The sequence below is a fragment of the Akkermansia muciniphila genome (assembly GCF_018709685.1).
In the GTDB taxonomy this organism is placed as follows: Bacteria; Verrucomicrobiota; Verrucomicrobiia; order Verrucomicrobiales; family Akkermansiaceae; genus Akkermansia; species Akkermansia muciniphila_E.
In genome coordinates, this window is sequence record NZ_JABDHQ010000013.1 from 44,440 (window position 1) to 69,156 (window position 24,717).

Consider the following 24,717-nt stretch of genomic DNA (forward strand, 5'->3'; position numbering starts at 1 on the left):
GAAAAGGGGGAGCGCCGGGTCAGATGGTGCCGTTGAGCTTTCTGCCAACCCAGAAGAGGGTAAGAAGGAGGAGAAGGAGGCCGAGCGTGTACGGGCTGCACCAGAGCAGAATGCGCGTTTCCATGGGCGGCGGCACGGGGAGGTCCTTGATTTCCTTGATGAGCTGCTGGATTTCCTCCGCCTTTACCATGCGTCCGCGCGTGATGGACGTCATTTCCTCCATCAGGGCGGTATTGACGGGCTGGCCGATTTTTTCCAGCGTTTCATTCATGGTGATGACCGGAAGCGTGACGGATTTGTCCGGTTCCGCGGAGGAGGAGGCCGTCAGCTTCCACGTGCCGGGACGGTTGATTTTAACGGAAGCGGTGAAGGAACCCCAGGTATGGTCCATGTTGTCCATCTGCACGCGGCTGACGGTGCCTTCCGGAGCAGTGACGTCCAGGAAGACCTCCCCGTCCTGGAGGGGCGCTCCCAGCTTGTCGGAGACCATGGCGGTGACCGTCAGCGTATCCCCCAGGCGCGGGCGTTCCGGGTTGGGAATCAGGCGGATTCTTTCCCCGGCGGCCATGTTGCGCTGGTAGCTCATCCAGCGGGCCACCTGGCTCCAGAAGCGGTAATGGTACTTGTCCTCCACGCCGCGCCGCCAGCGCCAGGCGGAGTCCGTCCCCATGAAGAGGACTTTGCCGTTGCCGTAGGACTGGGTGACGATGAGGGGAATGCGTCCGTAGGCATTCTTGTCCGCCGCGTGCACGGCCAGCACGGTGGTGCCTGCCTTGGGCCGTTCCACGGGGGCGTACCAGTTGAAGCCCGGCAGGTTGCGCCACACCTCCTCATTTTCACTTTCCGTGTCCGCCAGCATGGTGAGCAGGGAGCCGCGGCCCTCCGGTGTCAGGATGAGGGGGGAGGGTGCGGGCTGGGTGGTGCCTTCCGGCTTGGCGGTGAGGAAGGTGACGGGCATCAGGTCCCCCAGTTCGGATTTCAGGAGCTCCATCTGCCTGCCCTGGTAGCCGGGGAGGAAGACGATGCCGCTGGCCTGGTTTTTAACCATGCCCTTGAGCAGGGCTGCCTGTTCACTGGTCAGCCCCTTGGGCCCCAGTCCCACGTCTCCAATGAAGATGACGTCATACTGGGCCAGGTCTTCCATCCTGTCCGGGAATTTGAGCAGGTAGCCGGGGCCTTCCCCCATCTCCGCGATGTCCGGATGAATGAGCAGGGTGTGCACGTCCACGCCCGGGTCACGGTACAGGGCGTTCCGGATGAAGCGGTATTCCCAGCGCGGCAGCGTATCCACCACCAGCACCTTGATGGATTCCCGCCTGCCGGCGATGCTGAAGGAGGATGCGTTGTTGTTCTGCATCCGTTCCTGGGGTTGCACGGGTAGTTTGAGTTCCAGCGTTTCCGCCCCTTCCTTTTCTATTTTCCACAGGACGGCGCTGGACACTTCCCCTTGGGCCGGGATGGTGACGGTGCGCGTGACGGTTTTTCCCGTATCCCTGGAGGTCAGGGTGAGCGTGGTCCGGGTTTCCTTGCCCAGCGTGCTTTTAATGGTGAAGGGTATCTGCACCGTCTCCCCGATGATGCCGTAAGTGGGGGCTTTCACGTCCTGAAGGGCCAGGTCCGGCAGGGGGTAGGGACTGCCGGCGGGAATGATGAAGAGGGGGATGCCCCGCGTGCGCATGCGCTGGGCCTGCGTGAGCACGGAGGCGGGGGTGTTGTGCCCGCCGTCCGTGAACATGATGACGGCCCGGAGGTTGTCCGAGGAGTGCATGGCGTCTTCCAGCGGCTGGGCCAGGTCCGTGCCGGCCATGGCGTAGTCAGCGGAGTCCGGAGGGGGAGGCGCGCCGAAGGCTGCGTTTTCCACCACATGCGTGTCTTTCAGGGATTCCGTGCTGTTGCCCTTGATAAGTTCCTGCACGTAAGCCGTGCGGGTGACGACGTGCAGGGGGGTGAGCTCCACGTCCTGCGTTTCCATGGAGCCGGAGCGGTCCTCCAGGATGGAGACCTTGGGTTTTTCCTGCGGGGCGGAGGTGATGACCCATTCCGGCTGGAAGAGCAGGAAGCAGATGCCCGCCAGAATCAGCAGGCGCAGCAGTTCCAGCTTAAAGGTGAGCGGCCGGCGGTTGCGCTTGCAGGCGGTGCGGCTCATCCACACGCCGGCGCCCATGACCAGGACGGCCAGGATAATGCTTAACGCGGTAGGTTGAAGGCTCAGGCTCATGGGCGGGTGGCGGGGTTGGGACGTTTGGCCGTGTGCCGGGGCAGGCACAGGAAGGCTTCCAGAAGCAGGCAGGCAAGGGAGATGATGAGGAAGAGCTTCCAGGCCTCCTGCACCAGGGAGGGCGTTTCCGCCGTGCTCTGCATGGAGCTGATGGAGGCGCCCGGCAGAAGAAGGCGGACCTTCTCATCCGTAATCTGGTCCGGATTGTCTTCAGACCAGGGGCGGTTGACGGCGTAGGTCTGCGCCCCCAGGCGGTACACGCCCGCCGTATCCGCCGGAGAGCCGGAGGGGTGGGAGCCCTGGGCATTGTCCATGCGCACGGGGGTATCCGTGGCGGATTGCGGCAGGGCCGGATCGTTCACCCGGAGAGAGATGGCCGTGGAGAAGCGTTCCGCCCCCCGGTCCGCCATGCGCTGGAGCAGGGGGAGCAGCAGGTGGCCGTCCGCCAGGTTGGACCAGGAGTATCTGGGGAGGGTTCCCAGGAACAGGGCGGAGCCCGTTCCGTGCCGGACCTGGGCAACGGCGCAGGTGCCGTCGTCCCAGGAGGCCAGGGTGCGGTATTTGCCCAGCAGGGGCTTGCGGCGCACGGCGCGGAGCCTGTTGGCGGGGATGGCCGCCTGGCCGGAGCCGTCCCGCAGGAAGCCGCGTTCGCGGTCCCACGTTTCCAGGCGGTAATATTCCTCCGGAGGTGCCGTTTCCATTGCGCCCCAGGAGACGCCCAGGAACGGATGGCGCATGCCGTGGGCCGTGTCATCCGGAAGGAAGAGGACGAGGCCTCCTTCTTCAATGAAGGCCCGGAGTTTTTCTTCCATTTCCGCGCGCGGCGGCGGTCCGTACCAGACGACCATGGATTGGGAGGCCAGCTTGGTCTGCGCCGCCCGCGTGCTGCCGGGCGTGGTGGCTTTCCTGTTGGGCAGGCCGGGAGGGGCGGACATCAGGGAGAGGGTTTTCCCCACTTCCCCGGCGGGGCCGCAGACCAGGATGTTGGCCAGGGGCCTGGGGGCGAAGGTGAAGAAGGAGAGGTCATCCCGGGTGAAATCGTCATGGGGCAGGGAGACGAAGCCGAAACCGGATTCCTTGCCCTGCGGCAGCGGTATTTCCTTTCTGATGGTGGTGGTTTCCCCGGCCAGCTGGAGCGTGGCGGAGGCGGCGGCATTGTCCACGGAAAGGTGCACCGGTACGTTCTCCGGCTGGTTGGGGTTGAACCCCTGGCGCAGGACTTCCAGGTCCAGCACCAGCCTGCCGTTGTTCACCTGGGCCTGCCGTACCCGGATGCCCCGGTTGCTTTCCGGCCTGTCCCGGAGGGCCATGATGCGGATGGCCGGAGGAATGGCCAGGGCGTCCAGACGCTGGCGCACGCTGGACCAGAGGGGGGAGTCCGGCTTCCAGGAGGAGGCCTGCATGTCTGAGGCGATCCAGATTTCCGTCTTTCCAGAACCGGATTCCTCCAGGTAGGGGATGGCTTTTTGAAGCAGGGCCGGGATGTCCGCGCCGCCGTCCGTGGTCTTGCTCACGGTCAGGTCCGCCAGGGCTTCCGGAGCCGGAATCTGGGTAACGGCTGCGGTGGTGGAGTCAAGCAGGGAGAGGCGGCAGCGGCCCAGTTGCGCAAAGGTGGATTCCACCAGGGGCGGGATGGCGTCCCGCAGGGAATTGGTCTTGTCCGGACGCGCATCCATGGAGGCGGAGCGGTCCAGAACCAGGAGGACTTCATTCAGCCCGGAGCTTCCCCAGCCGAAGAAGCTGCTGAGCAGGGGCCGCGCGAAGGCCGTCACCAGGGCCGCCACGGCCAGGACGCGCAGAGCCAGAATCAGGTAATGCAGCAGTTTCTTTGTTCCGCGGGTTTCCCTGGCCGCGCGGAGCAGGAATTCCATGGCCGCCCAATGGACGGACCGGTGCCGCCACCGGTTGACCAGGTGGATGATGATGGGAATGGAGGCTGCGAAGAGAGCCCAGAGCAGCCAGGGAGAGGTGAAGGACATGGGAGGGTAGGGGTAGTTGGGTATTCAGGCCTGCTGGTCAGGTGGAAGGCGGGCCGGGCAGCAGCTGGCGGAGGATATGCAGGGTCATTTCTCCTGTGTTTCTGAAAGATTTTTCTCCCAGAATGCCCATGTTATCCTTGGACGTGTGCCACCAGTTGCCGTCCTCAAAATCGTCAATGAGGTTCAGGGTGTCCATGCCGCGCTCCATGAAGGGGACGTGGTCATCCAGAATGGCGTAGCCGGATATCCCCCATTCCTCCGGTGAATAGCCCAGTTCACGGATGGCGCGGGAATAAACCTGGTACATGGACTGGGGCGTCATGGCCGGAATGCGTATCTTTTTTCCCTGGCGTCCCACCATGTCCAGGTTGAGCTGCCACCGTGGCAGCGGCGGCTGAAGGGCGGCGGCGTAATGCTTGGAGCCGTACAGGCCGTCCTCATTGTCCATGTGCTTGGCAAAGCTTTCTTCCCCGTCAAAAAACACCAGTTCCATTTCCCTGGCGCGGGCGGGTTCCCCGGACAGGATGCGGGCCGTCTCCAGGATGGCAGCGGCTCCGGAAGCTCCGTCATTGGCTCCCGTGAACCCGGGGATGTCCGGCTTGGTATCAATATGGCAGGTCAGCAAGCCCTGCACGGGGGCCCGGAAATCCGGTTCCGCGCCAAAGCGCGCCCGCAGGTTGGTGAACCGGATGCGGCCCCTGGGCGTTTCCTCCTCAAAGGATTGTTCCCGGCACGTCCATCCGTGTCTGGCCAGTTCCCCTTTCAGGTACTCCAATTGGCTGCGGTAGCCGGGTGAGCCGGCGCTCCTGTCTCCCATTTCCGTTATCCGGGCGGCATGGAACATGGCGTTCCCGCCGTTGAAATGGTCCGTCTCCTGAAGCTGGGCGGGAATGGTTTCCGCATCGGCAGGGAGCGTTTCCACGGGTTTTCCGCACTGCGTCAGCAGGGCCGTGAGCAGAATAAGTCCGATGCGGAGCGTCATGGAAGAGAAACGGGGTGGAAGGTTTTTACTTGGAATCAGACCATTCATCCTGTCCCAGGAGTTCAAGGATGCGGATAAAATCGGCCTTGCTGGAAAAGGTAATCTCAATGGAGCCCTTGGACCCCTGTCCTGAGATGTTGACGGGCGTGCCGAACTGTTTGGCGAGCACGCTGGAAATCTTCTTGTACTGCGGGGAGGAAGGCTTTCTGGCCGGGGCAGGTTCCGGAGGGTTGAGAATCTTCTGGATGGCCTTTTCCGTCTGGCGGACGGTGTACCCCTTGTTGACGATGTCGCGCCCGAGCTGGATCTGCTGGTCCCCGTTCCTGAGGGAAAGCAGGACTTTGGCGTGTCCCACACTGATGAAGGCGTTCCCCAGCATGTCCTGAACCGCCTGGGGCAGGTCAAGCAGGCGCATGCTGTTGGCTACGGAGGCGCGGGATTTGCCCACGCGCTTGGCAATGTCCCCCTGCTTCATGCGGAATTCCGTTTTCAGGCGCATGTAGCCGGAGGCCTCTTCCAGCGGGCTCAGGTTTTCACGCTGGAGGTTTTCAATCAGCGCCAGTTCCAGTACATCCTTGTCGGAAGCTTCCCGGATGATGGCGGGCACGGTGGAAAGGCCCAGGATGCCGGACGCGCGCCAGCGCCTTTCCCCGGCGATCAGTTCATACTTGCCGCTCTCCGTTTTCCGGACGATCAGCGGCTGGATGATGCCGTGTTCCTTGATGGAATCCACCAGTTCCGCCAGTTGTTCCGGAGTAAAGATGGCGCGGGGCTGGAGGGAACTGGGGATGATGGAAGCGTGGGATAATTGATGCACAACGTCTCCCGCCTGGGGAGCCGCCAAGGATTCACGAGACAGATTTTGATTGATAAGGGCGTCAAAGCCTTTCCCCAGAGCCGGTTTTGCCATAGCAGAGAAGAAACTAGCATGAACCTGCTCCGTTTTCAACAGGGTATTTGTTATCTGAAGCGGAAATTCCCGCCCTCCCGCCCGGTTGGCGGTGCGGTGCGTGCGGCGGTGTTCCGTGTCCGGAAGACGGTTCTCAAAAAGCGCCGCGTCAGCTTCCTTTCCGGTGGTTCAAGGGCGGGCTGCTTTGTTTTCCTTTCCCATGGACGCGTCAGGCGTGTTGCCGCGCCCCCTGCGGGCGGTTCAAAGATGGGCTTGCCCTGAAAGGTTCTGCGCGCAGGCCCTCCCAGGACAATGAACCAACAAATGAACAAGATGAACAGTAATAACCAGTTTAACGGCGTGGGGGGCTTTCCCCACCAACCCTCCACCCCTGTTGTCCAATGAAACTCAACCTGACGGAAGAACAGAAGAAGGCCGCCCTGGAGGCGGGGAAGCAGGGCATGAAGGATGCCTATGAGAAAAGCAAAACCAGAACCGGCCTGAAATGGTGGGAACGCCTCCTGTGGGTGGTCCTGGCGGGAGCGGTTTATGCGGCTGCGGCCCTGCTGGGCGGCTGCGGGCATACCGTTGACGTGACGGCGCAGCGGACGGAAATCTGCAAGGACGGCTCCTGCCTGGTGCTGGAGCCGGGCCGCCTCTCCTACTCCCAGGCTCAGCCGGAAGCGGACATGCCGCCCGTTATTCAGAGAATCCGGAAGAACAAGTGATTCCGGTCTGTCCGGTCCTGCGGGAAAGGAGTATGGAATGAACGCTTTATCAGCCGCCGTCCGCTACTACCTGGCCGCGGGCAGGTGCGCGGAGGAGATGGAGGAAGACGGACTCCATCAGGACGTATGCGTCCTTACTCCGCAGCTTGTCCTGATGGCGCGCCGGGTGGACTCCCGCGCCCCCTTTTGCCGGATTGTTGACGTCCGCTGCCGGTTCAGGCCGGAACGGTGTGACGCCTGGCACCTCCATTTTCTGGCCGGGGAGGTGAGGAACCTGCTAGCTTATGAACGGGAGATTCTCTCCCTGCCGTGGATTCTGACCCAGCATGGCAAGCGCGGGGACGGCCGCCTGGCGAAGCTGCCTTCCGCCCGGTTCTGCCGCCTGCTGGCGGCGTCTGCGGAGGGGAAGACGGTTTCCCCGCCATGTGGATAAAACAAAAGCGTCCATGCGTATTCCCCGCATGGACGCTTTTTCTTGGGAAGTTCTCCTAGACCAGGGAGCGGGCGAACTGGTAGGCGGCTTCACTGCGGTTCAGCCATCCCTTTCCGAAGATGGGGAACTGCTTGCAGGAACGGTAAAACGCCTTGCGCTGCTCGTTGAGGCTGGCGATGAATTCCGCCTCTCCGGACCGGGCAAGAACGGCCTGCAATGTCTGCCGGGTCTGTTTTCCGGGAATGCCGTCTACCGTGAGGGAGGCCCCGTGGTCGTTAAGGGCGCGTTGAAGGATTTTTCCGGTATTCCTGCTGCCGGAATTGAAGTAATGGTCGCGCAGGATGAATTCCGTGGCCGGATGGGCGTCAGAGCCAATCCAGGAGCGTACGGCGGAGGTGTTGTCCAGCACGTATTGCAGGCATCCTTCCCAGGCTTCTTTCTGTTTTCCAGCGTCAAGCAGGTCTTTCAGGCGGCTGAATACGGCGGGTTCAATGCCGTCGCAAATGCCGCAAATCTCCCGTTTGCCGCCCTTGTCGGCGGCAGGAAGGGGGGAAACGCGCAGGGAGTCCGATCCGGTTACGCGGGCATCTTCAAAGCGGAGAATAGTCTCAGCCATGCTTTGTTCTATAGCATTCATTGATTCAATGGTGGATGGTATCTCTTGGAACTGCAATCAGTGCATGTTCAAGAGGGGAAACGGCTTTCTGACGGGTCCGTTGTTGTCCCCGGCGTCCGCGCGCGGACAGGTCGGCTTTGCCGGAAGCAGGGGGCATGCGTCTGTTCCGGACCGTATCCGGTGCTTTCCCTTGCGGTTCTCATTCCGTTCCCCTCGGCAGGAGATTGGAATCATGGGCGGTAAAAATCACCACGCCGGAAATTTGCAGGAACCCGTGAATGCGTGGATTGATTCCATTTTCCGGCGAAGGGGAGGAGGTTTGAAAACAGGGAGAGGGGAGTACATGGAATGATGTGCCGCATCCGTTCCCGGATATCCCGCCTGTCTGTTTTTCCATGGAAAGGATGCGGGAAATTTCTCACGAATTTTCACGGTGTGAGAGTCCATGGCATTAAGTGATTTTTCCCGTGCGGGGGAATTATTTGGCCCGTGGAGGAAGATTAAGCCTTGCGTCCTGCCGGAAATGATGTAACTGTTAATGAACTTTACGTTAGGATACTTCGCCTCTCGGCCTTCGGGCCGGGGGGCTTTTTTAGCGCCTGGTTCCCCGGGCATGGGAGTTATTCCGCCGGGAATGAAGGAAAAAGATTCCTGCATCCCTCGTCCCGCGCAGCCGACAATTTAAGTCCCGACGTTTCACACAGGATGATATTTACCAGGAAAATGAAGAAACTTTCAATTAAGTGGCATCATGCATTGCCGTTTTATCCGACGAATGGAAAGCGCTTCAAGTCTGGGCGCGGCTGAAACAAGTCATCGTCAACCCACACCCGGAGGAAGGGGAAGTATTCCCGGAATCTAGGGATGCGGTTGCGTTGACCGTAGAAGCAGTCAATGCCGGGGAGGGCGCAGGTTTTTCATCAGTCAGGATGATTCGGAGTTCACGATGGTGGACGGGGCGGCAGCGGCGTTGTTCAGCCACTTCGCGACAAAGAATAACATCATGAATAAAATTACTTCTATCAACGGCACTTTCATAGCCTCTCTGAATGAATTGAAGGAGCATACGGAAAATGGAACTGTACATGTGACGGAGGATGAGCGCACCGCGTGGAACGCTAAAGCCGATGCTTCCGCTCTTTCTACAAAAGCCGACACATCTGTGTTTGACGCACACACGAATGATGCCGTGGCCCACATAACAGGGAAAGAGCGTGAAACATGGAACGGCAAGCAGGACAAGCTGACGGATGAAGAGGGCAATATGACTCTGACCGGCGGCCTGGCGGCACCTACCGCCACGATCAATGGGATATTCAATGTCCATAATTATTCCACTGATCCCCTTGACACAAATTATATCCATGGACGCACATGGTGCTATGGACAGGTGGAGTTAAGGGGAGGGGCTGTGCTCCGTAATGACTTGTGGGTAGAGGACGGAGTAATCAGGATTAACGGCGGAGGTAGAGCGTCGTTGCTTGCAAATGGAGCGGTGCATCTCAGGGGGGCAGTCGACGCCACAACCTGCATCAATGCTAACGGCGGGGTCAATATCCCGCTGTCTGCTCTCACATCCTTGTCCAACACTACCGCCCTCAATACCTACTGGGCGGCGGGATTAATGGGGTTGAGCGATATTTGGCAGCATGACGTGTTGGTTAACCGTTCAGGTAATGCAGTTTACGGAGATGGGGAACTGATAGATTGGCCTACCGAGGGACAGGGTGTTGCTGTGAAGGTGCCCAAGGGAGGATATTGCACTGCCGATATTGGATTTTCAACCTATCTTTCGGGCTCATCTTGGGGTAATTATAATGATTGTTCCGGGTTTTACTTACCTTTGGGAACATTGTTGCTAACCAATGCGTCTACGGGGATTTATGGAAAGGTTAAGTTTACATGGTCTACGCATGGAGAGAACCTCAATAGATTTGCTTATTGCCGGGACGCGTCCAACATGGATGAGTTTACGATTGCTCCGACAGGGTATGGCGGTGTTAACGCATCTGTAGTGGATGTGACAATCGAAGCAGTAGTATCCGGTAATGCGTCCGTAAGAGTGCGGGTGATTTATTACGACAAGGTTGCCGCGGCTTACCGTTTGATGACGGTGATGGCGAGTGTCCCCGGCCTTACCGGGTATGCTGAAAAGTGTCGTGGACTGGTGTATTGCCAAGATGAGAGCCAAGGTGGAGTCTGGCTGGTGGTAGGTAGCCGTGTGTGCAAGCTGGCAGAAGTCCCTAAATTGGATTTTTACGAGGTATCGGGACTGAATATCTTGCATGTTGATGTGTTTGGCGGGGACCTGGGATGGACGGATTTCAGTAAGATATGCTTTACACGGGCTAGGAATTTCAACCGGGTGGTCTTTGGAGGGGGACCTTGTTACGAAGTCATAGAGGCCATGGGTACTGATTGTCAGGTAAGTACGGAGACAGAGCCATGGAGCTCTGCAATTAGCTGATAGATAGACAATAATATGAACAACGCACAATTACAGATACAGTTTCCCATAACCTGCGTATAGGACAAATTCGTGCTGCCCCCCCTGAACCCAAGCTCGAGATACTGGCGGCATGTCCATCTCATGCCATTCCTACGGCCTCAACACAACATTTTCCACATTGACGTATGGCTGTTTTTGCCATGCAAGAAAAAGCAAGCCCCTCAAGCGTTAAACTTGAGGGGCTTATTGATGGAGCCGCTTGTCAGATTTGAACTGACGACCGTCCGCTTACAAGGCGGGTGCTCTACCACTGAGCTAAAGCGGCGTGGTAAATGAGGTGGCACATATCTACCGGAGATGGCCCGTTGTGGCAAGCCGAAAATGGGGTGGCACGTTGAGCGCGGCCCATTTTTAAATGCTTCAGGATTCAAACAGGGAGCCCTGTTCCAGCGCGGGGCCGGAAGGGGGCTCTTCCTGGTCCGGAGCCGGGGAGGCCTGCGGCGTTTCCGTGTCCGGCGCGGGCGTGCTTTCCGCCTGTGCCGCTCCGGGGGCGGGGGATTCTTCCTCCGCTTCCTCATCCCCGGATTTGGCCGGAGGCATGATGCGGGAAACGCGTTCCACCGGATGCTTGGTGATGATGTTGCCCTGCGCGCCGCGGTTTTTGATCCTTAGTTCCGAGAAGTGGAACGGCCTGACCAGGTTACGGAGTTTCAGCACGGCCTTCAGGTACACGTTCACGCTGATCTGGGCGCTGTTTTCCTCCGTCTCATGCACGGAGAAGTGGAAGATGCGCGTTCCCTTGGTTCCCAGCGTAAGAGGGTATTCCTTGTCCCGGGTGAAGCCGCCTATGTGGAAGCGTTTGGCGTACACCGGGCCGTCCCTGCCGTCCCGGTAGATCAGATTGAAGACGGGGTCGTCATCCTTCTTGATTACGGAAATATAAAGGGGGTTTTTACCGGCAAAGAATTTGTCCTGAATGCGCACGATCTTGAGTACCCCCGTGCTGTCGATGACCAGCACGTCGTCCAGCGTGGAGCACTTGCAGACGGGGTTCCCCTTCTTGACGCCATAGCCGGCGAAGCCTTCTTCGTCAATGTACAGCGTTTCATTGGCCACGGCCACCTGGGCGCGGTCCACGGAGCCGAAGGAGGAGATTTCCGTTTTCCGGGGATAGGCCGCGCCGTATTTCTTGCGCAGGGACTCAAACCAGCGGATGGTGAACCTGGTAAGCTGGCTGAGGTTCTTCTGCGTCTGTTCAATGTCCGCCTCAAGCTGCCGGATGTGCTGGTCCGCCTTGAACGCGTCAAACTTGGAGATGCGCTTGATCTTGATTTCCGTGAGCCGCACCAGGTCGTCCCTGGTGATGGGGCCGCGCAGTGAGGCGGCAAAGGGCTTCAATTCCCGGTCAATGGTGCCCAGCACTTCCTCCCATGTCTCGGAGTCTTCAATGGAGAGGTAGATGCGGTTTTCAATGAAGATCTTTTCCAGGCTCGCCTGGTGCCATGCCTCGTTGAGTTCCTTGAGGCGCATTTCCTGCTCCTGCCGCAGGATTTCCCTAGTGGAGTCCGTGTTGTAGCGCAGGATGTCGCTCACGCACATGAACCTGGGCTTTTCCTCCACAATAACGCAGGCGTTCGGGGAGATGCTGACTTCGCAGGCGGAGAAGGCGAACAGCGCTTTTCTGGTCTGCTCCGGGTCCGCTCCGGCGGGGAGGTGCACCAGGATGTCCGCGTGCTGGGCCGTATTGTCCTCAATGCGGGCAATTTTAATTTTTCCCTTCTCCGCGGCGGAGACGATGGAGTCAATCAGTATTTCCGTAGTGACCCCGAAGGGTATTTCCGTGATGCGGAGGAGCTTTTTGGATTCCGTAATGATACGCGCCCGGATGCGCACGCGGCCCGTGCCGCGTTCCCCGTCCCGGTAATTGGTGGCGTCCATCACGCCTCCGGTAGGGAAGTCCGGCAGAAGCTGGAAGGGCTGTCCGCGCAAATGGGCGATGGAAGCGTCAATCAGCTCATTGAAATTATGGGGAAGAATTTTGCTGGAGAGCCCCACCGCAATACCTTCCGCCCCCTGGGCGAGAAGGAGGGGGAATTTGACGGGAAGGCTGACCGGTTCCTTGTTCCTGCCGTCATAGGAAAGCTGCCATTCCGTGACCTTGGGGCTGAAAACCACATCGTGGGCAAAGGGGGTGAAGCGCGCTTCAATGTACCGGGAGGCCGCCGCGGGGTCTCCCGTCAGGATGTTGCCCCAGTTCCCCTGCGTGTCGATAAGCAGTCCTTTCTGTCCCAGCCCCACCAGCGCGTCCGCAATGGAGCGGTCGCCGTGCGGGTGGAATTTCATCGTGTCGCCCACGATATTAGCCACTTTGTTGTAGCGCCCGTCATCCAGCCGGTCCATGGCGTGCAGAATGCGGCGCTGCACGGGTTTGAACCCGTCATTGATCTTTGGCACGGCCCGTTCCAGGATGACGTAGGAGGCGTAATCCAGAAAGTAGTCGGCATACATGCCTTCCACGGACTGGCTCGCGGGAGCAATGTGGGCGGGTTGAGTCACGGACGCAAATATTAAAGGAATTATTCCGGAGGGGCAAGTGCGATCTCCGGAAAGAAAATAACCGGCTTCCCGTTAAGAAAAGCCGGTTATCGGGAAAAGGAATGGAGACCTATAATCAGGCTTGCCTGGCCGTCAGCCTGTTTTTGAGTTCCTCTGCTTCGGCGCGGAGGGTGTCAAGCTTGGCTGTCTGGGCTTCAAGGTCGGCAATTTCTTCCAGTACGGCGGCCAGGCGGCGCAGGTCTGCGGGCTGGGCCGCAGCAAGAGGCTGCGCTTTGGGGGCGGCTGTGTTTTTGGTGCCGGGCTTGCGGCCGCGCTTGGCCTTGGTGGCCTTCATCCAGCTGGAGATGGTCACCGTGCTGATGCCGTAGCGTTCAGCGGCTTCTTTCTGGGCGCCCCTTTTGTTCTGGGTTTTCCGTTCGGCAATGAAATCAAGAACGGATTGTTTTTCTTCAGGCGTATAACGCCTCTTGTTTTTGGTGCTGTCGTTGGAATTCATGATAATTGACGAGTGGTTCTTTGTTTAATAAAAGCTTCGGGGGGTAGCAAGAAAAAAGAGCATGTATTTTGACATGATTTAAAAGACCGTTTAAATAAAGGTCGCATATTCTTGAGATTCAGTTATGGCTTCATTTTTTATTCACGTTTTTTATCATTAAAAAATTGCATTGTTTAACAATTTGTGCAAAGGCCTTTGAAGGATGTTTAAGCGTCTTTTCATTTTCCTCTCTGCATGAAGTCTTTTTCCGGGATACCTTTTTAAATCAGAGGTTCCGGGGCGCTGCGTGTCCGTTCGTCAGCCGGGATTTTGAGATTGCAGGGCCGCGGAGATCATGTAAAATCACCCCAATCTTCCAGCCATTTTATCATCATGACAGATCAGCCAGAATCGCCGTCTTCTCCAGAGGCTCCCAAGTTACGCCGCCGTCTCGTAACGGCAGCTCCCCCCGCAGCGTCCAAGGTAAAGTTTGTTTCTCCTGCCGCGGAAGGCGTGGAGGTTGCCAAACCGCGTTTCCTTACTCCTGAATTGCAGGCCAAGCTGGTTCAGGAGCAGGAAGAAGCCGCGCGCCGTGCCGCGGAGCAGGCAGAAGCGGACAGGATTGCCGCGGAAAAGGCCGCCGCCGAACAGGAGGCCGCCCGCATTGCCGCGGAAAAAGAGGCTGCCAGAATAGCCGCGGAGGAGGAAGCCGCCAGAATCAAAGCGGAGCAGGAGGCCGCGGAAGCCGCGCGGATTGCCGCGGAAAAGGAAGCGGCGCGTATGGCCGCGGAGGAGGAAAGAGCCCGTCTTGCCGCGGAACAGGAACAGAAGGAAGCCGCCTCCAAGCCCATGGCGGACCCTGCCGTGGACGCCCAGATCCAGGATGCCCTGGCTAAAATAGCGGAGGCTCAAAAAGCCTTGGCGGATGCCCAGGCCGCCGCTCTGGCGCAAGCCGCTGGCGTGGCGCCCGCGCCCGCCCAGGAACCGGCCCCCGCTGCTCCGGAACCAGCCCCGGCGCCCGCCGCGGGTACCGTTCCCAAATTAAAAGTTTTCAAGACGGCTTCCGCTCCCGCCCAGGCGGAGGAAGCGCCTGCCGCTGCCCCGGATGAAAGCTCCGTGCCCCGGCTCAAGGTGCTGAAATCCCCCCTTGGCGCAGCTCCTGCGCCTTCTGTAGCGTCTGCCGCCTCTTCCCAGCCCGTTCCTGCCGCGGCTGCTTCCCCCACCGGCAGCATTCCCCTGCCGGGCACCGGCGGAATCCAGCCGCCTGCCGGAACGGAAACCGCCCGGGAAATGGTCGCCTCCGTGGATAAGTCCAAATCCCTGCTGAGGGGCGTGATTTACGGGGTATGCGTTCTAGTGCTTGCCGCCGGCGGCGTGGGGATTTACGCATGGCATACCAACAGCAAGAAAGACCAGGTGGAAGGGGAAAACGCGCGCTTGAACGCGCTGGTGGTGGAAGGCGGAAAGCTGGGCCGCAGCCGCCTGTTTGATTCCAAAAACCTTGGCCGTGTTCCGGACGTGAAAGTCGTGCCCAATGCGGAGGACGCCGCCCTGCTGCTCTCCAATATAAGGGGCGTCAAGGGGAACCGGGAAAACTGGCCCGGAGCCGCCCACCTGGTTTCCATCATGGCCCAGATGGATGACAACATTGCCCGCCAGGTAGTGGAGGACATGAAGAAAAACGTCGGCAAGTACAGCAAGGAAAAATACTCCATGATGGTGACGCTGCTGGCCAAATCCTCCAGCCCCGCCATGCGTGACCTGCTGAAGGACCTGTACGCTTCCATCAGCGAGAGCAAGAACAAGAAGATTCAGGACAAGCAGGCCGTGGTGCTCAAGTACATGCGCTTTGCGATGAAGCTGGACGACCTGGACGACATCATGAAGATTCTCCAGCAGAAGGATGCCTCTCCGGACCTCATTTCTTCCGCCTTCCGCACGGCCCGCTACCTGATTGACGAGGCCCCCCCCGCCAAGCGCACGGCCCTGTCTGCCAAGCTGCTGCAGTACCAGAAGAGCATGCCGGAGGAAAACGTCAAGATTCTCTACAAGCTGCTGGCCCGCACCGGGGACCCCAAGGTGCTGGACATGATGGAAAAGAGCTACAAGGAAGACCCCAAGAAGGCCCTGGCCATCGTCACCGCCTGGGGGGACTGGAACACGGATGACGCCGTTCCGTACCTCTTCAAGGCCTGGAAGGATGAATCCCTGCATGAACGAGTGCGCTCCCAGGCCCATGATTCCATTCTCCGCGTGCTTTCCGTGGACCGTGACCGGGATGACAACGCCACCCTCAAGCTGTTTGAACCCCTCATTGCGGACGCCAAGACGAGCGAACGCCGCCAGTTCCTGGTGTCTGCCTTCAAGAGGCTGAGCAACCGCCCCTATGTGATCCGCCTGCTGGGCCGCATCAAGCAGACGGCGGAAGACCACAGGGATGAAGTGGAACCCAAGTTCCAGGCCGCGGAGGAAGCCCTGTTCAAGGCGGAAGACAAATTTAAGGCCAACCCGAACGATGCCGCCGCCAAGGCTGATTATGAAGCCAAGGAAAAGGTTTACAATGAACTTGCCAGTGAAAAGACTGGGGAAGACAAGGTAATTGCGGCGGTGGAAAAAGCCCTGGAAAAGGTTAAAAAGACGCCCGTTCCCACCCAAAAAGCCGCCTCCGGCGACGACAGGGAGGACGACGAGTCTTCCGTCATCAAGACCATTTAGCCGGTTTTACCAACCGTATCCGGAAACCGGAGGGATGCATCCCTCCGGTTTTTTTGTGCAGAAGAACCGTATGGAACGCCGCAGTCCGTTGCGGCAGGTGAGAGGAAACCGGGAGTCAGAGAGGAAAGAATCCGGAAAGGGAGAAATCCGGCGGTTAAAAAAGAGCGGCTTCGTCCGTGTTTTTGTTCCGGAGCCGCAGAAGCCTGCGGCGCTCCATGAAGGACGGGAAGGCTTCATTCCCCGCTGGATGTGTTCCATTCAAACCGTGGGAAAACAGTCCCTTCACTGTGTCCCTTGATGGCCGTGCTGCCGGGAGCGGGGGCTTCCCAGCCCTTGTAGAAACCCTCCGCAGGATAAGGGTTTGATTCATTCGCCTTTCAGGCTCATTCACCCTGCGGGCTCCAAGCCTCCCTTTCCGTCCAGCCGTAACGCGGTTTCCCGGTCCTTGCAGGAGAATTCCTTCTCTGCGCCTTGGCGGGTATTTCATACCGGAACATCAGATAGGTTCCGGTATTTTCCATGGCCGCATGCGTGCCGGGAAAGGGCAGCCTTCCTTTCTCCGGAAGCAATCCTCCCCTACAACAGCAATCCCGCCTGGTACACCAGCGTAGCTGTCAGAAAGCCCAGCAGCGTCAGACCTGCAAATTGGGCCAGCGCGAACCACCAGGTGCCTGCCTCCCGCTTGGCGACGGTGACGGTGCCGATGCAGGGCAGGGCGATGAGGCAGAACATCATGATGCTGATGCCTTGCAGCGGGGTGTAGCTGGCCTTGAGCCGGGCGTTCAGCGTCTGCTGGGCCGCGGGGCCGGAGTCCCCGTCCTGTACGGCAAAGAGGATGCCCATCTGGGTGACGAAGATTTCCTTGGCGGCAAAGGCGCCCAGCAGCGCGGAATTGATTTTCCAGTCAAATCCGGCCACTTGCGTGACGGGTTCCATCCAGTGGCCTATCTGCCCGGCGTAGGATTGCTCCATGGCCGCGGCGGCAGTCGGCGCGGCGCCTTCCTCCGGCCTGGGATAGGTATTCAGGAACCACAGGATGATGGAGGCCCCCAGGATGAAGGTTCCCGCCTTCCGGACGTACATGAAAGCCCGGGACCACATCAGATAGCCCACCTTCCGGAGGGAGGGGAGGCGCAGGCGTTTCATGTGGTGGGGGGAGTCCCGCTGCACGGTTTTGAAAAACGTGTTTTTCAGGAGCCGGGCGCAGCAGAGGGCCAGCAGAACGCCGCTGGCGTAAATGCCGAACAGCACGGTAGCCTGCAACCGGGAAGGAAACAGGGCGGAGACGAACATCATGTAGATGGGCAGGCGCCCTGCGCAGCTCATCATGGGCAGTACGGCGATGGTGACCAGCCGGTCATTGCGCGCGCCAATCCTCCTGGTGGACAGGATGGCGGGAACCGAACAGCCGAAGCCCAGCAGGAGCGGGGCAAAGCTGCTGCCGTTCAGTCCCATGATTTTCATGATGCGGCCCATGAGGCGGGAGACGCGCATCATGTATCCGCTGTTTTCCAGCACGGTGATGGCCCCGAAGAGGAGCACCACATTCGGCAGGAAGGCCAGCACGCCTCCTACGCCGCCCACCACGCCTTCACCCAGCAGGGATTGCAGGCGGGGCCACGGTTCCAGCATGCGGCTGGCCCAGATGCTGAACATCTGCGTGCCCGTCTGGATCAGTTTGACCAGGGGGTCCCCGATGGCAAAGCTCAGGAAGAAGATGACGTAAACAATGCACAGGAAGATAAGAGTCCCCCATATCCTGTGCATCAGGACGGCGTCCAGCCTGGCTCTCCACCTGTTTTCCTGCGCCTCTGCCTCCCGTTCCATAAGTTACGGAGCATAAATTAGACCCTGCTAATTTGACAGGCAAGCTTAAAAATCACGGCTTTGCGGGAAGGCGTTTACGGATGCCGGAGGTCCGTTTTACGGGCTTGCGCCCGGGCCCTTTCCGTAGTTGCGCCCCTAGTCTCCGGAAGTCCGGCTCCCGTTAGCGGCGCATGGCCGCAAGTCCCTGGATGAAAAGGATGGCCGCCGCGCAGCCGAAGATCATGGAGGGGAGCCACTGGAGCATGTACAGCGGGTCCGTGGAGTCGTTCCCGTAAGAGGGGAAGATGAAGGCCAGGATTAACGCGACCAGGGCCAGTCCCCACGCCAGCCAGGATACGGCGGGGACGGGGTTGCCGGTTGCCGTGTTCATGGGCTGCCTGAGGATTTCTTCCCTGGAAGCGCGGGCATCGGCGTCCCGCCCGGAGGGCGACGGCTGTTTTCTTTTAACGGGAGGGAGGGCCGGAGTTTTCTTCATGGCGTTTTCCTCCTCCTGCCCGGAAGGGGAAGAGGGGGCTTCCCCGAAGGGAAGCCCCGTTTTAACGTGAATCAGAACGCCGCACGACGCGCAGCGCATGCCGGTTTTTGCATCCAGTTCAGCCGGGTAGGTGTACCCGTGCCCGCACTGGGAGCATGTGGCGGATTCTCTCATGATTCAGGTTGAATGGCTGTTATTAGTCGTCCAGGGGAAGCAGGTCCACCAGGTCAGCCTTGGTTTCCGGCCTTTGGCGGATTTCCTGGAGCTTGGCCTTCATCTGTTCGCAGATGTCCGGATGCTGGGCAGCCACGTTGTTGAGTTCCTTGGGGTCCTTTTCCAGGTCAAACAGGCTGCCGCCTTCCGGAGACTTGCTCATTTTTGCAACGACGCCGTTAATTCCGTCACGGATGGCTACGCCGGCGGGAATGAACTTCCACTTGCCGTGGCGGATGGCCAGCGCCTTGCCGGTGCTGTTGATGACGTGGTAGTCGCGGCCCTTGGCGGATTTGCCCAGCAGGGCGGGCATCACGTTTTCAGAGTCGCGGAAGGAGTTGGCCTTGCCGGGTTCCAGCAGTTGCTCCAGGGAGGCAGCCAGGTCCATCTGGTTGAACAGGGCCTTGCTGGTGGTTCCGGGCTTGACCACTCCGGGCCATTTGACGATGAACGGAATGCGGGAACCGCCTTCCAGAATGCTGTACTTGCCGGCGCGGAAGGGTCCGGCGGGGGAGTGGGTGGCATTGTCCCGCACGGCAAAATCCTTGTAGCCGTCGTCAAGCACGGGGCCGTTGTCGCTGGAGAAGATCACCAGGGTGTCCTTTTCCAGGCCGGCTTTTTGCAGAGCTTCCGTGATGCGCTGGACGCAGTCGTCCAGTTCCACGGTCACGTCGCCGCGCACGCCGTGCTGGCTCTTGCCCACAAAGCGTTTTTCCGGGCAGCGGGGCACGTGGATGTCATGCGTGGCGAACATCAGGAAGAACGGTTCCTTGGCCTTGGCGCTCTTCTGGATGTATTCAATGGCCTTTTTCGTGATCACGTCCGCGTTTTCCTCGTCCTTCCACAGGGCGCTCTTGCCGCCCTTCATGAAGCCGATACGTCCGATGCCGTTGATGACGGCCTGGTTGTGGCCGTGGCTCCACATGAGCTTGAGCAGGTCTTTGTTATCCTTGCCGTTGGGCAGTCCCGGGAAGTTGCGCTGGTAGGACACTTCAATGGGGTCGTTCGGGTCCAGGTTGCGGACGTTGCCGTTTTCCAGAATCACGCAGGGAACGCGGTCGCCCGTGGCGGCAAAGATGAAACTTTCGTCAAAGCCGATTTCGTTCGGGCTGGGGGCGATGTGCTTGTTCCAGTCAATTTTCTTTCCCTTTTCCCCCAGGCCCAGGTGCCACTTGCCTACCATGTAGGTCTTGTAGCCGTGGGACTGGAGCATCTTGGGCAGCGTGGGCTTCTTGGTGTCAATAATCAGGGCGGCATCCCCCGGCAGAATGCCCGTGCCTTCCTTGCGCCACGGATATTCCCCGGTAAACAGGGCATAGCGGGAAGGGGTGCAGACGGAGGTGGTGGAATAGGCGTCCGTGAAGCGGACGCCCTGCTTAGCGAGCTTGTCAATGGAAGGGGTGGGAATCCCCTTGGCTCCATAACAGCCTACGTCCCCGTAGCCGAGGTCGTCAGCGTAAATCATGACGATGGCTTTGGGCGGCTTGACCTTGGGCGTGGTGGCGGCCGGGCAGGCCGTTGCCGCCGCCAGGGCCAGCATCAGGTGTAATGCGGTTTTGTTCATGTTGTCAGGTGTGTGTGGATGGTATTTGCTTGAGAAAATGGAGGGCGGGATGCCGCGGTTTAACCGGGAGTGGGTTCTCCCGAACCTGGCGGGGGGGCTTCATGGGGCTCGTCCGGGGGAGGCAGGGGGTCCGTCATGGGGCGCATGCTGGCGTTCTGCCAGATGTACCGCTTGTAGAGAACCTTGATGGCGGCCGTCAGGGGGACGGCCAGCAGGGCGCCAATCAGGCCGCCCAGAATGAGCGTCCAGATCAGCACGGAAAACATGACCGTAAGCGGGTGGAGCTCCACGGAATCCCCCACGATCTTCGGCTGGATGATCCATCCGTCAAACTGGTTGACGGCCAGGAAAATGCCGGAAACGATCAGCACGTGCTGGAAGTCCCCCCACGTGAACCAGGCCAGCAGCACTGCGGGAATGAAGGCGGTGATGATACCCAGGTACGGCACGATGCCCAGCACGCAGACCGCCGCGCCTATGGTGACGGCGTACGGCAGCCCGAGCAGTTTCAGGCAGATGGCGATCAGGATGCCCTCAATGATGCTCACCAGCATCTGGCCGCGGAAGAAGGAAATCAGGTATCCGTTGATTTCCTCCATGGTGTCTACCACGTCCTTTCTGAATTTGGAGGCCTTCAGGGGCAGGATGCTGGGCCATTTCTCCCTGATCTTGTCTGCCTCCAGCAGGAAGTAGAAGGCAAAGATGGGGGTAATCAGGATGCTCACCATGATGCCTATGGTGCTGTACAGGGCCCTCCCTCCGGAAGTGAGCCAGCTCATCAGCTTGTCCTGGTAAAAGGAGGAATTGATGGTCATGTACGCCCCCAGCTTTTCCCGGGCGGTTTTGGCGTTTCTCAGGTCATGGAGTTCCGCCATGGAATAATGGCCCGCGTCCAGCTCCCGCAGGCTGGTGCTGTAAACGCTGTCGATGGTGCGGGAGATAAAGGGAATTTCAATGGTGGAGTCAATCAGCTCGGAGGTCTTGTCCCAGAGCTCCATCCGGTTGTCGATCAATTCATCCGTCTGCCGGATCAGCGGGGGCAGGATAGTGGCGCCGAAGCCCACCATGACGGCCAGCGCCGCGAACATGACCGTGACCACGGCCCAGGGGCGGGAAAATTTAAGGTGAACCAGCCAGGAGACGATTGGCTCCAGCAGGTAGGAGATGACGGCGGCAATCAGGATGGGCAGGAGGACCGGTTCCAGAAAGCCCAGGAGCTCCACCACTTCAAAAATGACGAAGGCCGCAATGCTCAGCATCGCCAGGAAGGCGACGCCCGTCAGGGCGCACCAGCAGGTTTTTCTCTGGAAGAGCGAGGGAACGCCGCAGGCGTCAGGGCCGCCATGGGTATTCTGCTGCTGTGCGTTGTTCATACCGGTTGTAGAGAGATGGCTGAATGGGCGCGGATTCAGGCGGCTGAGCCTTTTTCCGGTTGATTTTCAGGTCCGGGGGAGGATTCTTCCGCCGGGCCCGCAGGTTGCTGTTCCCCGGCGCCGTCCCGGGCCTGGTCCTTTTCCTCCTGCTGCTTGACGTGGTTCTCAAACTCCTTCTCCGTAATGGCCTGGGGCGTGGGGTAATAATCCCCGGCGGGGGGCGCGGCCGGAACTTCCCACTGAATACGCACCAGTTTATTCCTGCGCTGGACCACAACGCTGGCCTGGGCCCCCCGCTGGGTGGTTACATATTCTACGAGATCCGGGTACGGATTCTTTCTCCCGTTGATGGAGACGAGCACGTCCCCCGTCCGGAGTCCGGCGTCCCAGGCGGGCGACCATTCGGCCACGTAGGCCTTCATGGGGCCGTTTCCGTTGCGGTCCTGGATGAAGGTTCCGCCCATCAGGTTGAAGGAGGCGGGGGCGGGCATGCGGTGGGTGGTGGAGCTGAAATAAAGGGCGTTCCCCGGTCCGTCCAGCCAGAACTGGCGGGCGGAAAGCGCGCCGTACCCCAGGATGATGTCAATGTCATTGGGAATGCCCATCACGTCCGGATTGGCGAAGCTCTCACAGAGCAGGATGTTTTTCAATTCCAGGGGGCCCAGCTGGAAGGAGCTCACGTGCATGCATTCATGCGCGTAAAACCCTCCCGCGGCGGGGCTGTAGCCGGAATAGACGCTGACAAACGCGTCCGGATAGGCCTGCTTGATGGCGCTCCAGCGCTTCTTGGAGATATAGACGGCATGGGGGGCCCCCGTATCCAGAATGATGCGGCGCCCGTGCTTGTCCGCAATCTGCGGGTAGTCGGAACCGGGGATCAGGGCCAGCTTGTGCCAGCTCTTGATTTTGGCGGGAAGCTTGTTGAAAAAACGGTGGGAGCGTTTGGGATAGTTGATGTTCCACACGTACTTGCGGATGCACTCCCAGCCCAGCAGGCCGTCATAGGGGGCCTGGTCCACCATCACCACGTCCTGTTTCCGGGAGATGGGCTCCCCGTCCTCCTTCAGGGAAATGGGGACATTGGCCGTGCGCATGACGCCTCTGCCGCGCAGGCGCGCGCCTATGGATTCCACCGCCGGAGAGAAAAGCAGGGAGGTTTGCACGGCGCCCGTATCCACGCCCATCATCAACTGCGTTCCGGAGCTCCAGGCCAGGGCCACGGGAGTGCCGTCCAGCGGGTTGGCCGCGTCAATGGGCGGCGAACTGCTGTCCTGGATGGGCCGGTGCGATACGCAGGAAGCGCACAGCACGGTTGCCAGAAGCAAAATGGAGAAACGGAACATAAAGCGTTCTATTCATAACAAACAGACCAGACGCTGGCAAGGTTTCCTTGCTGCCTGGAGGGTATTTTGACGGCATCTGATGGTAAAACTTGCCACGGCGGAAGGGTCTGATAATGCAGGAGTATGATATTCAGGATATTGGCGTGTATTGCTTTTCTGGGGTCCGTGTCATGGGCAGGCATCCCTGCGCCTCCGGTTCCGGGCGTTTCCGCCCCTCCGGAACTGCGTTTGCTCCGGGCGTGCGCGGAAAAAAGCGGCGGCAATATCATGATTTCCCCCTTTTCCCTGTATGAAGTTCTCCGTTACCTGTTGCCGGGGGCGGCAGGGGAGACGAAAAACCAGATGGAGGCCGTTTTACCGGGGGACGGCGCCATCAGGAAGGAGTGGTCTTTTTTGTCACAGGATTTTTCCCGGTCATGGCGCTGTTATTCCGCCAGCCGCATTTTTGCGGACCGGTCCGTGAAATTGAAAGAAGACTATGAAAGGGCCGTGGGGACGGGCCGCGTAGTTCCGGCTCCGTTCCGGGAGAACAAGGCGGAAGCTGTCCGGCAGGTCAACGCCTGGGCGGCCAAAAACACGGGCGGCCGGATCAGGAACCTTCTGAACCAGCAGGAAATAAGTGGCCGGACGGTGCTTGTGCTGGCCAATGCCGTGTATATGAGGGTATTCTGGGAGAGCAGGTTTGAAGGGAAGACGGAGGCGCAGGCGTTCTTCCGGGAGGACGGCTCTTCCTGCATCATGCCCATGATGAAGCAGCAGGTCTTTACGGAAGGAAACTCATGGCCCAGGCAGGGCGGCATGTATGATGAGAAGGGTGGAGTGCGCGCGGCCAGCCTGTTCTTTTCCGGGGGGAAGGGGGCTCCCGTGTTCATGGCCGTCCTGCCTCCGGAGGGGAAGAAGCTGAAACAATTCATTGCCGGCATGGCGGCGGAGGAATGGAACGGCATTCTCTCCGCCCTGTCCGCCCGCGATGCCTCGGAGGAGACGCGCTGGCCCGGCAGAAAACCGCTGGAGCAATATTCCAGATACCATTTGCGTCTGCCCCGTTTCTCCCAGGCCTCTCCCACGCTCTCCCTGAAAGAAGCCCTGGAGGCCCTGGGAATGAAAGACGCGTTTACCGCCCGCGCGGATTTTTCACGCATGGGAAGTTGCGCGTCGGAGCCCTTGAAAATCCATGACGTATACCAGAAATGCGCCATCCGGGTACGGGAGGACGGGCTGGAAGCCGTGGCCTCCACCGCTGATGACATGGAGCCTTTTGCCGGAACTCCTCCTCTTGGGAAAGGGCCGGAAATAAAATTCAACCGCCCTTTCCTGTGGCTCATTTACAGCCCGGTGGACCGGGCGGTGCTCTTTGCCGGAACCTTTGCCGGTCCGGAATACCCGGAAAAGGAACAGGCGGGCATGAACGTTGCGTGCTCCCAAAAACCTTGATTTTCCCAGGGGGCTCTATAGGGTGGGGGTGCGCCGTTATGACCACCCCTACGTTTGAAGATGCCGTGAGCCGCATTGTGCAGAAAGACTCCCGTTTCTCGGAACGGGCGTATGCCTTTCTAAAAGATGCGCTGGATTTCACCATGCAGCGCATTGAAGAGCAGGAGGCGGGCTCCCAGCGCCATGTCAGCGGGCAGGAGCTTCTGGAAGGCTTCCGGGATTACGCCCTGGGCCAGTTCGGTCCCATGGCCTCCACCGTGCTGAAGGACTGGGGGCTGCGCAACGGCAAGAATGTGGGGGAGATGGTTTTTTTACTGATTGAGGAGGACGTGTTTTCCAAGCAGCCGGAAGATTCCCTGGATGACTTCAAGGGATTCATGAGTTTCCGCAAGGCGTTTGAGGAGCCTTACGAATTCCGGGATCAGCCCAGTTGACCGATCATACAGCC

Annotated in this window: 18 protein-coding genes and 1 tRNA gene; 6 read left to right on the forward strand and 13 right to left on the reverse strand. The window is 59.5% G+C overall.

Going from position 1 to position 24,717, the window contains the following annotated elements; all coding sequences use genetic code 11:
• Positions 1-19: 19 nt before the first annotated feature.
• The 4 genes from HHJ06_RS09195 to HHJ06_RS09210 are packed head-to-tail and all read right to left on the reverse strand — an operon-like array spanning position 20 to position 6,089.
• Positions 20-2,218, reverse strand: a complete 2,199-nt coding sequence (locus tag HHJ06_RS09195; protein ID WP_215429039.1) for a hypothetical protein — start codon at positions 2,216-2,218, stop codon at positions 20-22.
• Positions 2,215-4,197: a vWA domain-containing protein gene (locus HHJ06_RS09200; RefSeq protein WP_215429040.1), complete on the reverse strand. Its 1,983-nt coding sequence runs from the start codon at positions 4,195-4,197 to the stop codon at positions 2,215-2,217. The genes HHJ06_RS09195 and HHJ06_RS09200 overlap by 4 nt, the downstream gene beginning before the upstream one ends.
• A 37-nt stretch (positions 4,198-4,234) precedes the next feature.
• On the reverse strand, positions 4,235-5,179 hold the full coding sequence (locus tag HHJ06_RS09205) for a M28 family peptidase (protein ID WP_215429041.1): 945 nt from the start codon (positions 5,177-5,179) through the stop codon (positions 4,235-4,237).
• 25 nt (positions 5,180-5,204) lie between these two features.
• Entirely contained in the window at positions 5,205-6,089 is an 885-nt protein-coding gene (locus HHJ06_RS09210; RefSeq protein WP_215429042.1) for a ParB/RepB/Spo0J family partition protein, read from the reverse strand.
• Positions 6,090-6,469: 380 nt separating this feature from the next.
• On the opposite strand from HHJ06_RS09210, the gene HHJ06_RS09215 reads away from it, so the two are divergent.
• Together HHJ06_RS09215 and HHJ06_RS09220 are read left to right on the forward strand one after the other, a co-directional pair.
• Positions 6,470-6,796: a hypothetical protein gene (locus HHJ06_RS09215; protein WP_215429043.1), complete on the forward strand. Its 327-nt coding sequence runs from the start codon at positions 6,470-6,472 to the stop codon at positions 6,794-6,796.
• A gap of 37 nt (positions 6,797-6,833) precedes the next feature.
• Positions 6,834-7,229: a hypothetical protein gene (locus HHJ06_RS09220; protein ID WP_215429044.1), complete on the forward strand. Its 396-nt coding sequence runs from the start codon at positions 6,834-6,836 to the stop codon at positions 7,227-7,229.
• 55 nt (positions 7,230-7,284) lie between these two features.
• On the opposite strand, the gene HHJ06_RS09225 is transcribed toward HHJ06_RS09220, so the two are convergent.
• Positions 7,285-7,845: a putative peptidoglycan-binding domain-containing protein gene (locus HHJ06_RS09225; RefSeq protein WP_215429045.1), complete on the reverse strand. Its 561-nt coding sequence runs from the start codon at positions 7,843-7,845 to the stop codon at positions 7,285-7,287.
• A 1,003-nt stretch (positions 7,846-8,848) separates the two neighbouring features.
• Here HHJ06_RS09225 and HHJ06_RS09230 point away from each other — a divergent pair.
• On the forward strand, positions 8,849-10,312 hold the full coding sequence (locus HHJ06_RS09230; RefSeq protein WP_215429046.1) for a hypothetical protein: 1,464 nt from the start codon (positions 8,849-8,851) through the stop codon (positions 10,310-10,312).
• A 232-nt stretch (positions 10,313-10,544) separates the two neighbouring features.
• On the opposite strand, the gene HHJ06_RS09235 is transcribed toward HHJ06_RS09230, so the two are convergent.
• From HHJ06_RS09235 to HHJ06_RS09245, 3 genes are all read right to left on the reverse strand, one after another.
• A tRNA-Thr gene (locus HHJ06_RS09235) sits at positions 10,545-10,619 on the reverse strand.
• Between the two features lie 95 nt (positions 10,620-10,714).
• Positions 10,715-12,850 carry a DNA gyrase/topoisomerase IV subunit A gene (locus HHJ06_RS09240; protein WP_343206616.1) on the reverse strand — a complete coding sequence of 712 codons (2,136 nt, stop codon included), beginning with the start codon at positions 12,848-12,850 and terminating at the stop codon, positions 10,715-10,717.
• Positions 12,851-12,965: 115 nt separating this feature from the next.
• The gene (locus HHJ06_RS09245; protein WP_102724599.1) at positions 12,966-13,346 is read right to left on the reverse strand and encodes a hypothetical protein; all 381 of its coding nucleotides are present in this window, start codon (positions 13,344-13,346) and stop codon (positions 12,966-12,968) included.
• A gap of 372 nt (positions 13,347-13,718) precedes the next feature.
• Here HHJ06_RS09245 and HHJ06_RS09250 point away from each other — a divergent pair, with 372 nt between their 5' ends.
• Positions 13,719-16,040, forward strand: coding sequence for a hypothetical protein (locus tag HHJ06_RS09250; RefSeq protein WP_215429047.1), 2,322 nt, complete (start codon positions 13,719-13,721; stop codon positions 16,038-16,040).
• A 576-nt stretch (positions 16,041-16,616) separates the two neighbouring features.
• Here the strand turns inward: HHJ06_RS09250 and HHJ06_RS09255 are convergent.
• The 5 genes from HHJ06_RS09255 to HHJ06_RS09275 form a co-directional block, all read right to left on the reverse strand.
• Complete coding sequence (locus HHJ06_RS09255) at positions 16,617-17,867, reverse strand: ferrous iron transporter B (RefSeq protein ID WP_215429048.1); 1,251 nt, start codon at positions 17,865-17,867, stop codon at positions 16,617-16,619.
• Positions 17,868-18,027: 160 nt separating this feature from the next.
• On the reverse strand, positions 18,028-18,516 hold the full coding sequence (locus tag HHJ06_RS09260; protein WP_215429049.1) for a hypothetical protein: 489 nt from the start codon (positions 18,514-18,516) through the stop codon (positions 18,028-18,030).
• A 22-nt stretch (positions 18,517-18,538) separates the two neighbouring features.
• Positions 18,539-20,119 carry a sulfatase family protein gene (locus tag HHJ06_RS09265; protein WP_215429050.1) on the reverse strand — a complete coding sequence of 527 codons (1,581 nt, stop codon included), beginning with the start codon at positions 20,117-20,119 and terminating at the stop codon, positions 18,539-18,541.
• A 59-nt stretch (positions 20,120-20,178) separates the two neighbouring features.
• A complete protein-coding gene (locus HHJ06_RS09270; protein WP_215429051.1) occupies positions 20,179-21,492 on the reverse strand; it encodes an AI-2E family transporter in 1,314 nt (437 codons plus the stop codon).
• A 35-nt stretch (positions 21,493-21,527) separates the two neighbouring features.
• Positions 21,528-22,835: a PDZ domain-containing protein gene (locus HHJ06_RS09275; RefSeq protein WP_215429052.1), complete on the reverse strand. Its 1,308-nt coding sequence runs from the start codon at positions 22,833-22,835 to the stop codon at positions 21,528-21,530.
• A 123-nt stretch (positions 22,836-22,958) separates the two neighbouring features.
• Between HHJ06_RS09275 and HHJ06_RS09280 the strand changes: the two genes are divergently transcribed.
• Together HHJ06_RS09280 and HHJ06_RS09285 are read left to right on the forward strand one after the other, a co-directional pair.
• Positions 22,959-24,269 carry a serpin family protein gene (locus HHJ06_RS09280; protein ID WP_215429053.1) on the forward strand — a complete coding sequence of 437 codons (1,311 nt, stop codon included), beginning with the start codon at positions 22,959-22,961 and terminating at the stop codon, positions 24,267-24,269.
• Between the two features lie 38 nt (positions 24,270-24,307).
• On the forward strand, positions 24,308-24,703 hold the full coding sequence (locus tag HHJ06_RS09285) for a Minf_1886 family protein (RefSeq protein ID WP_215429054.1): 396 nt from the start codon (positions 24,308-24,310) through the stop codon (positions 24,701-24,703).
• The last annotated feature ends 14 nt before the right edge of the window (positions 24,704-24,717 follow it).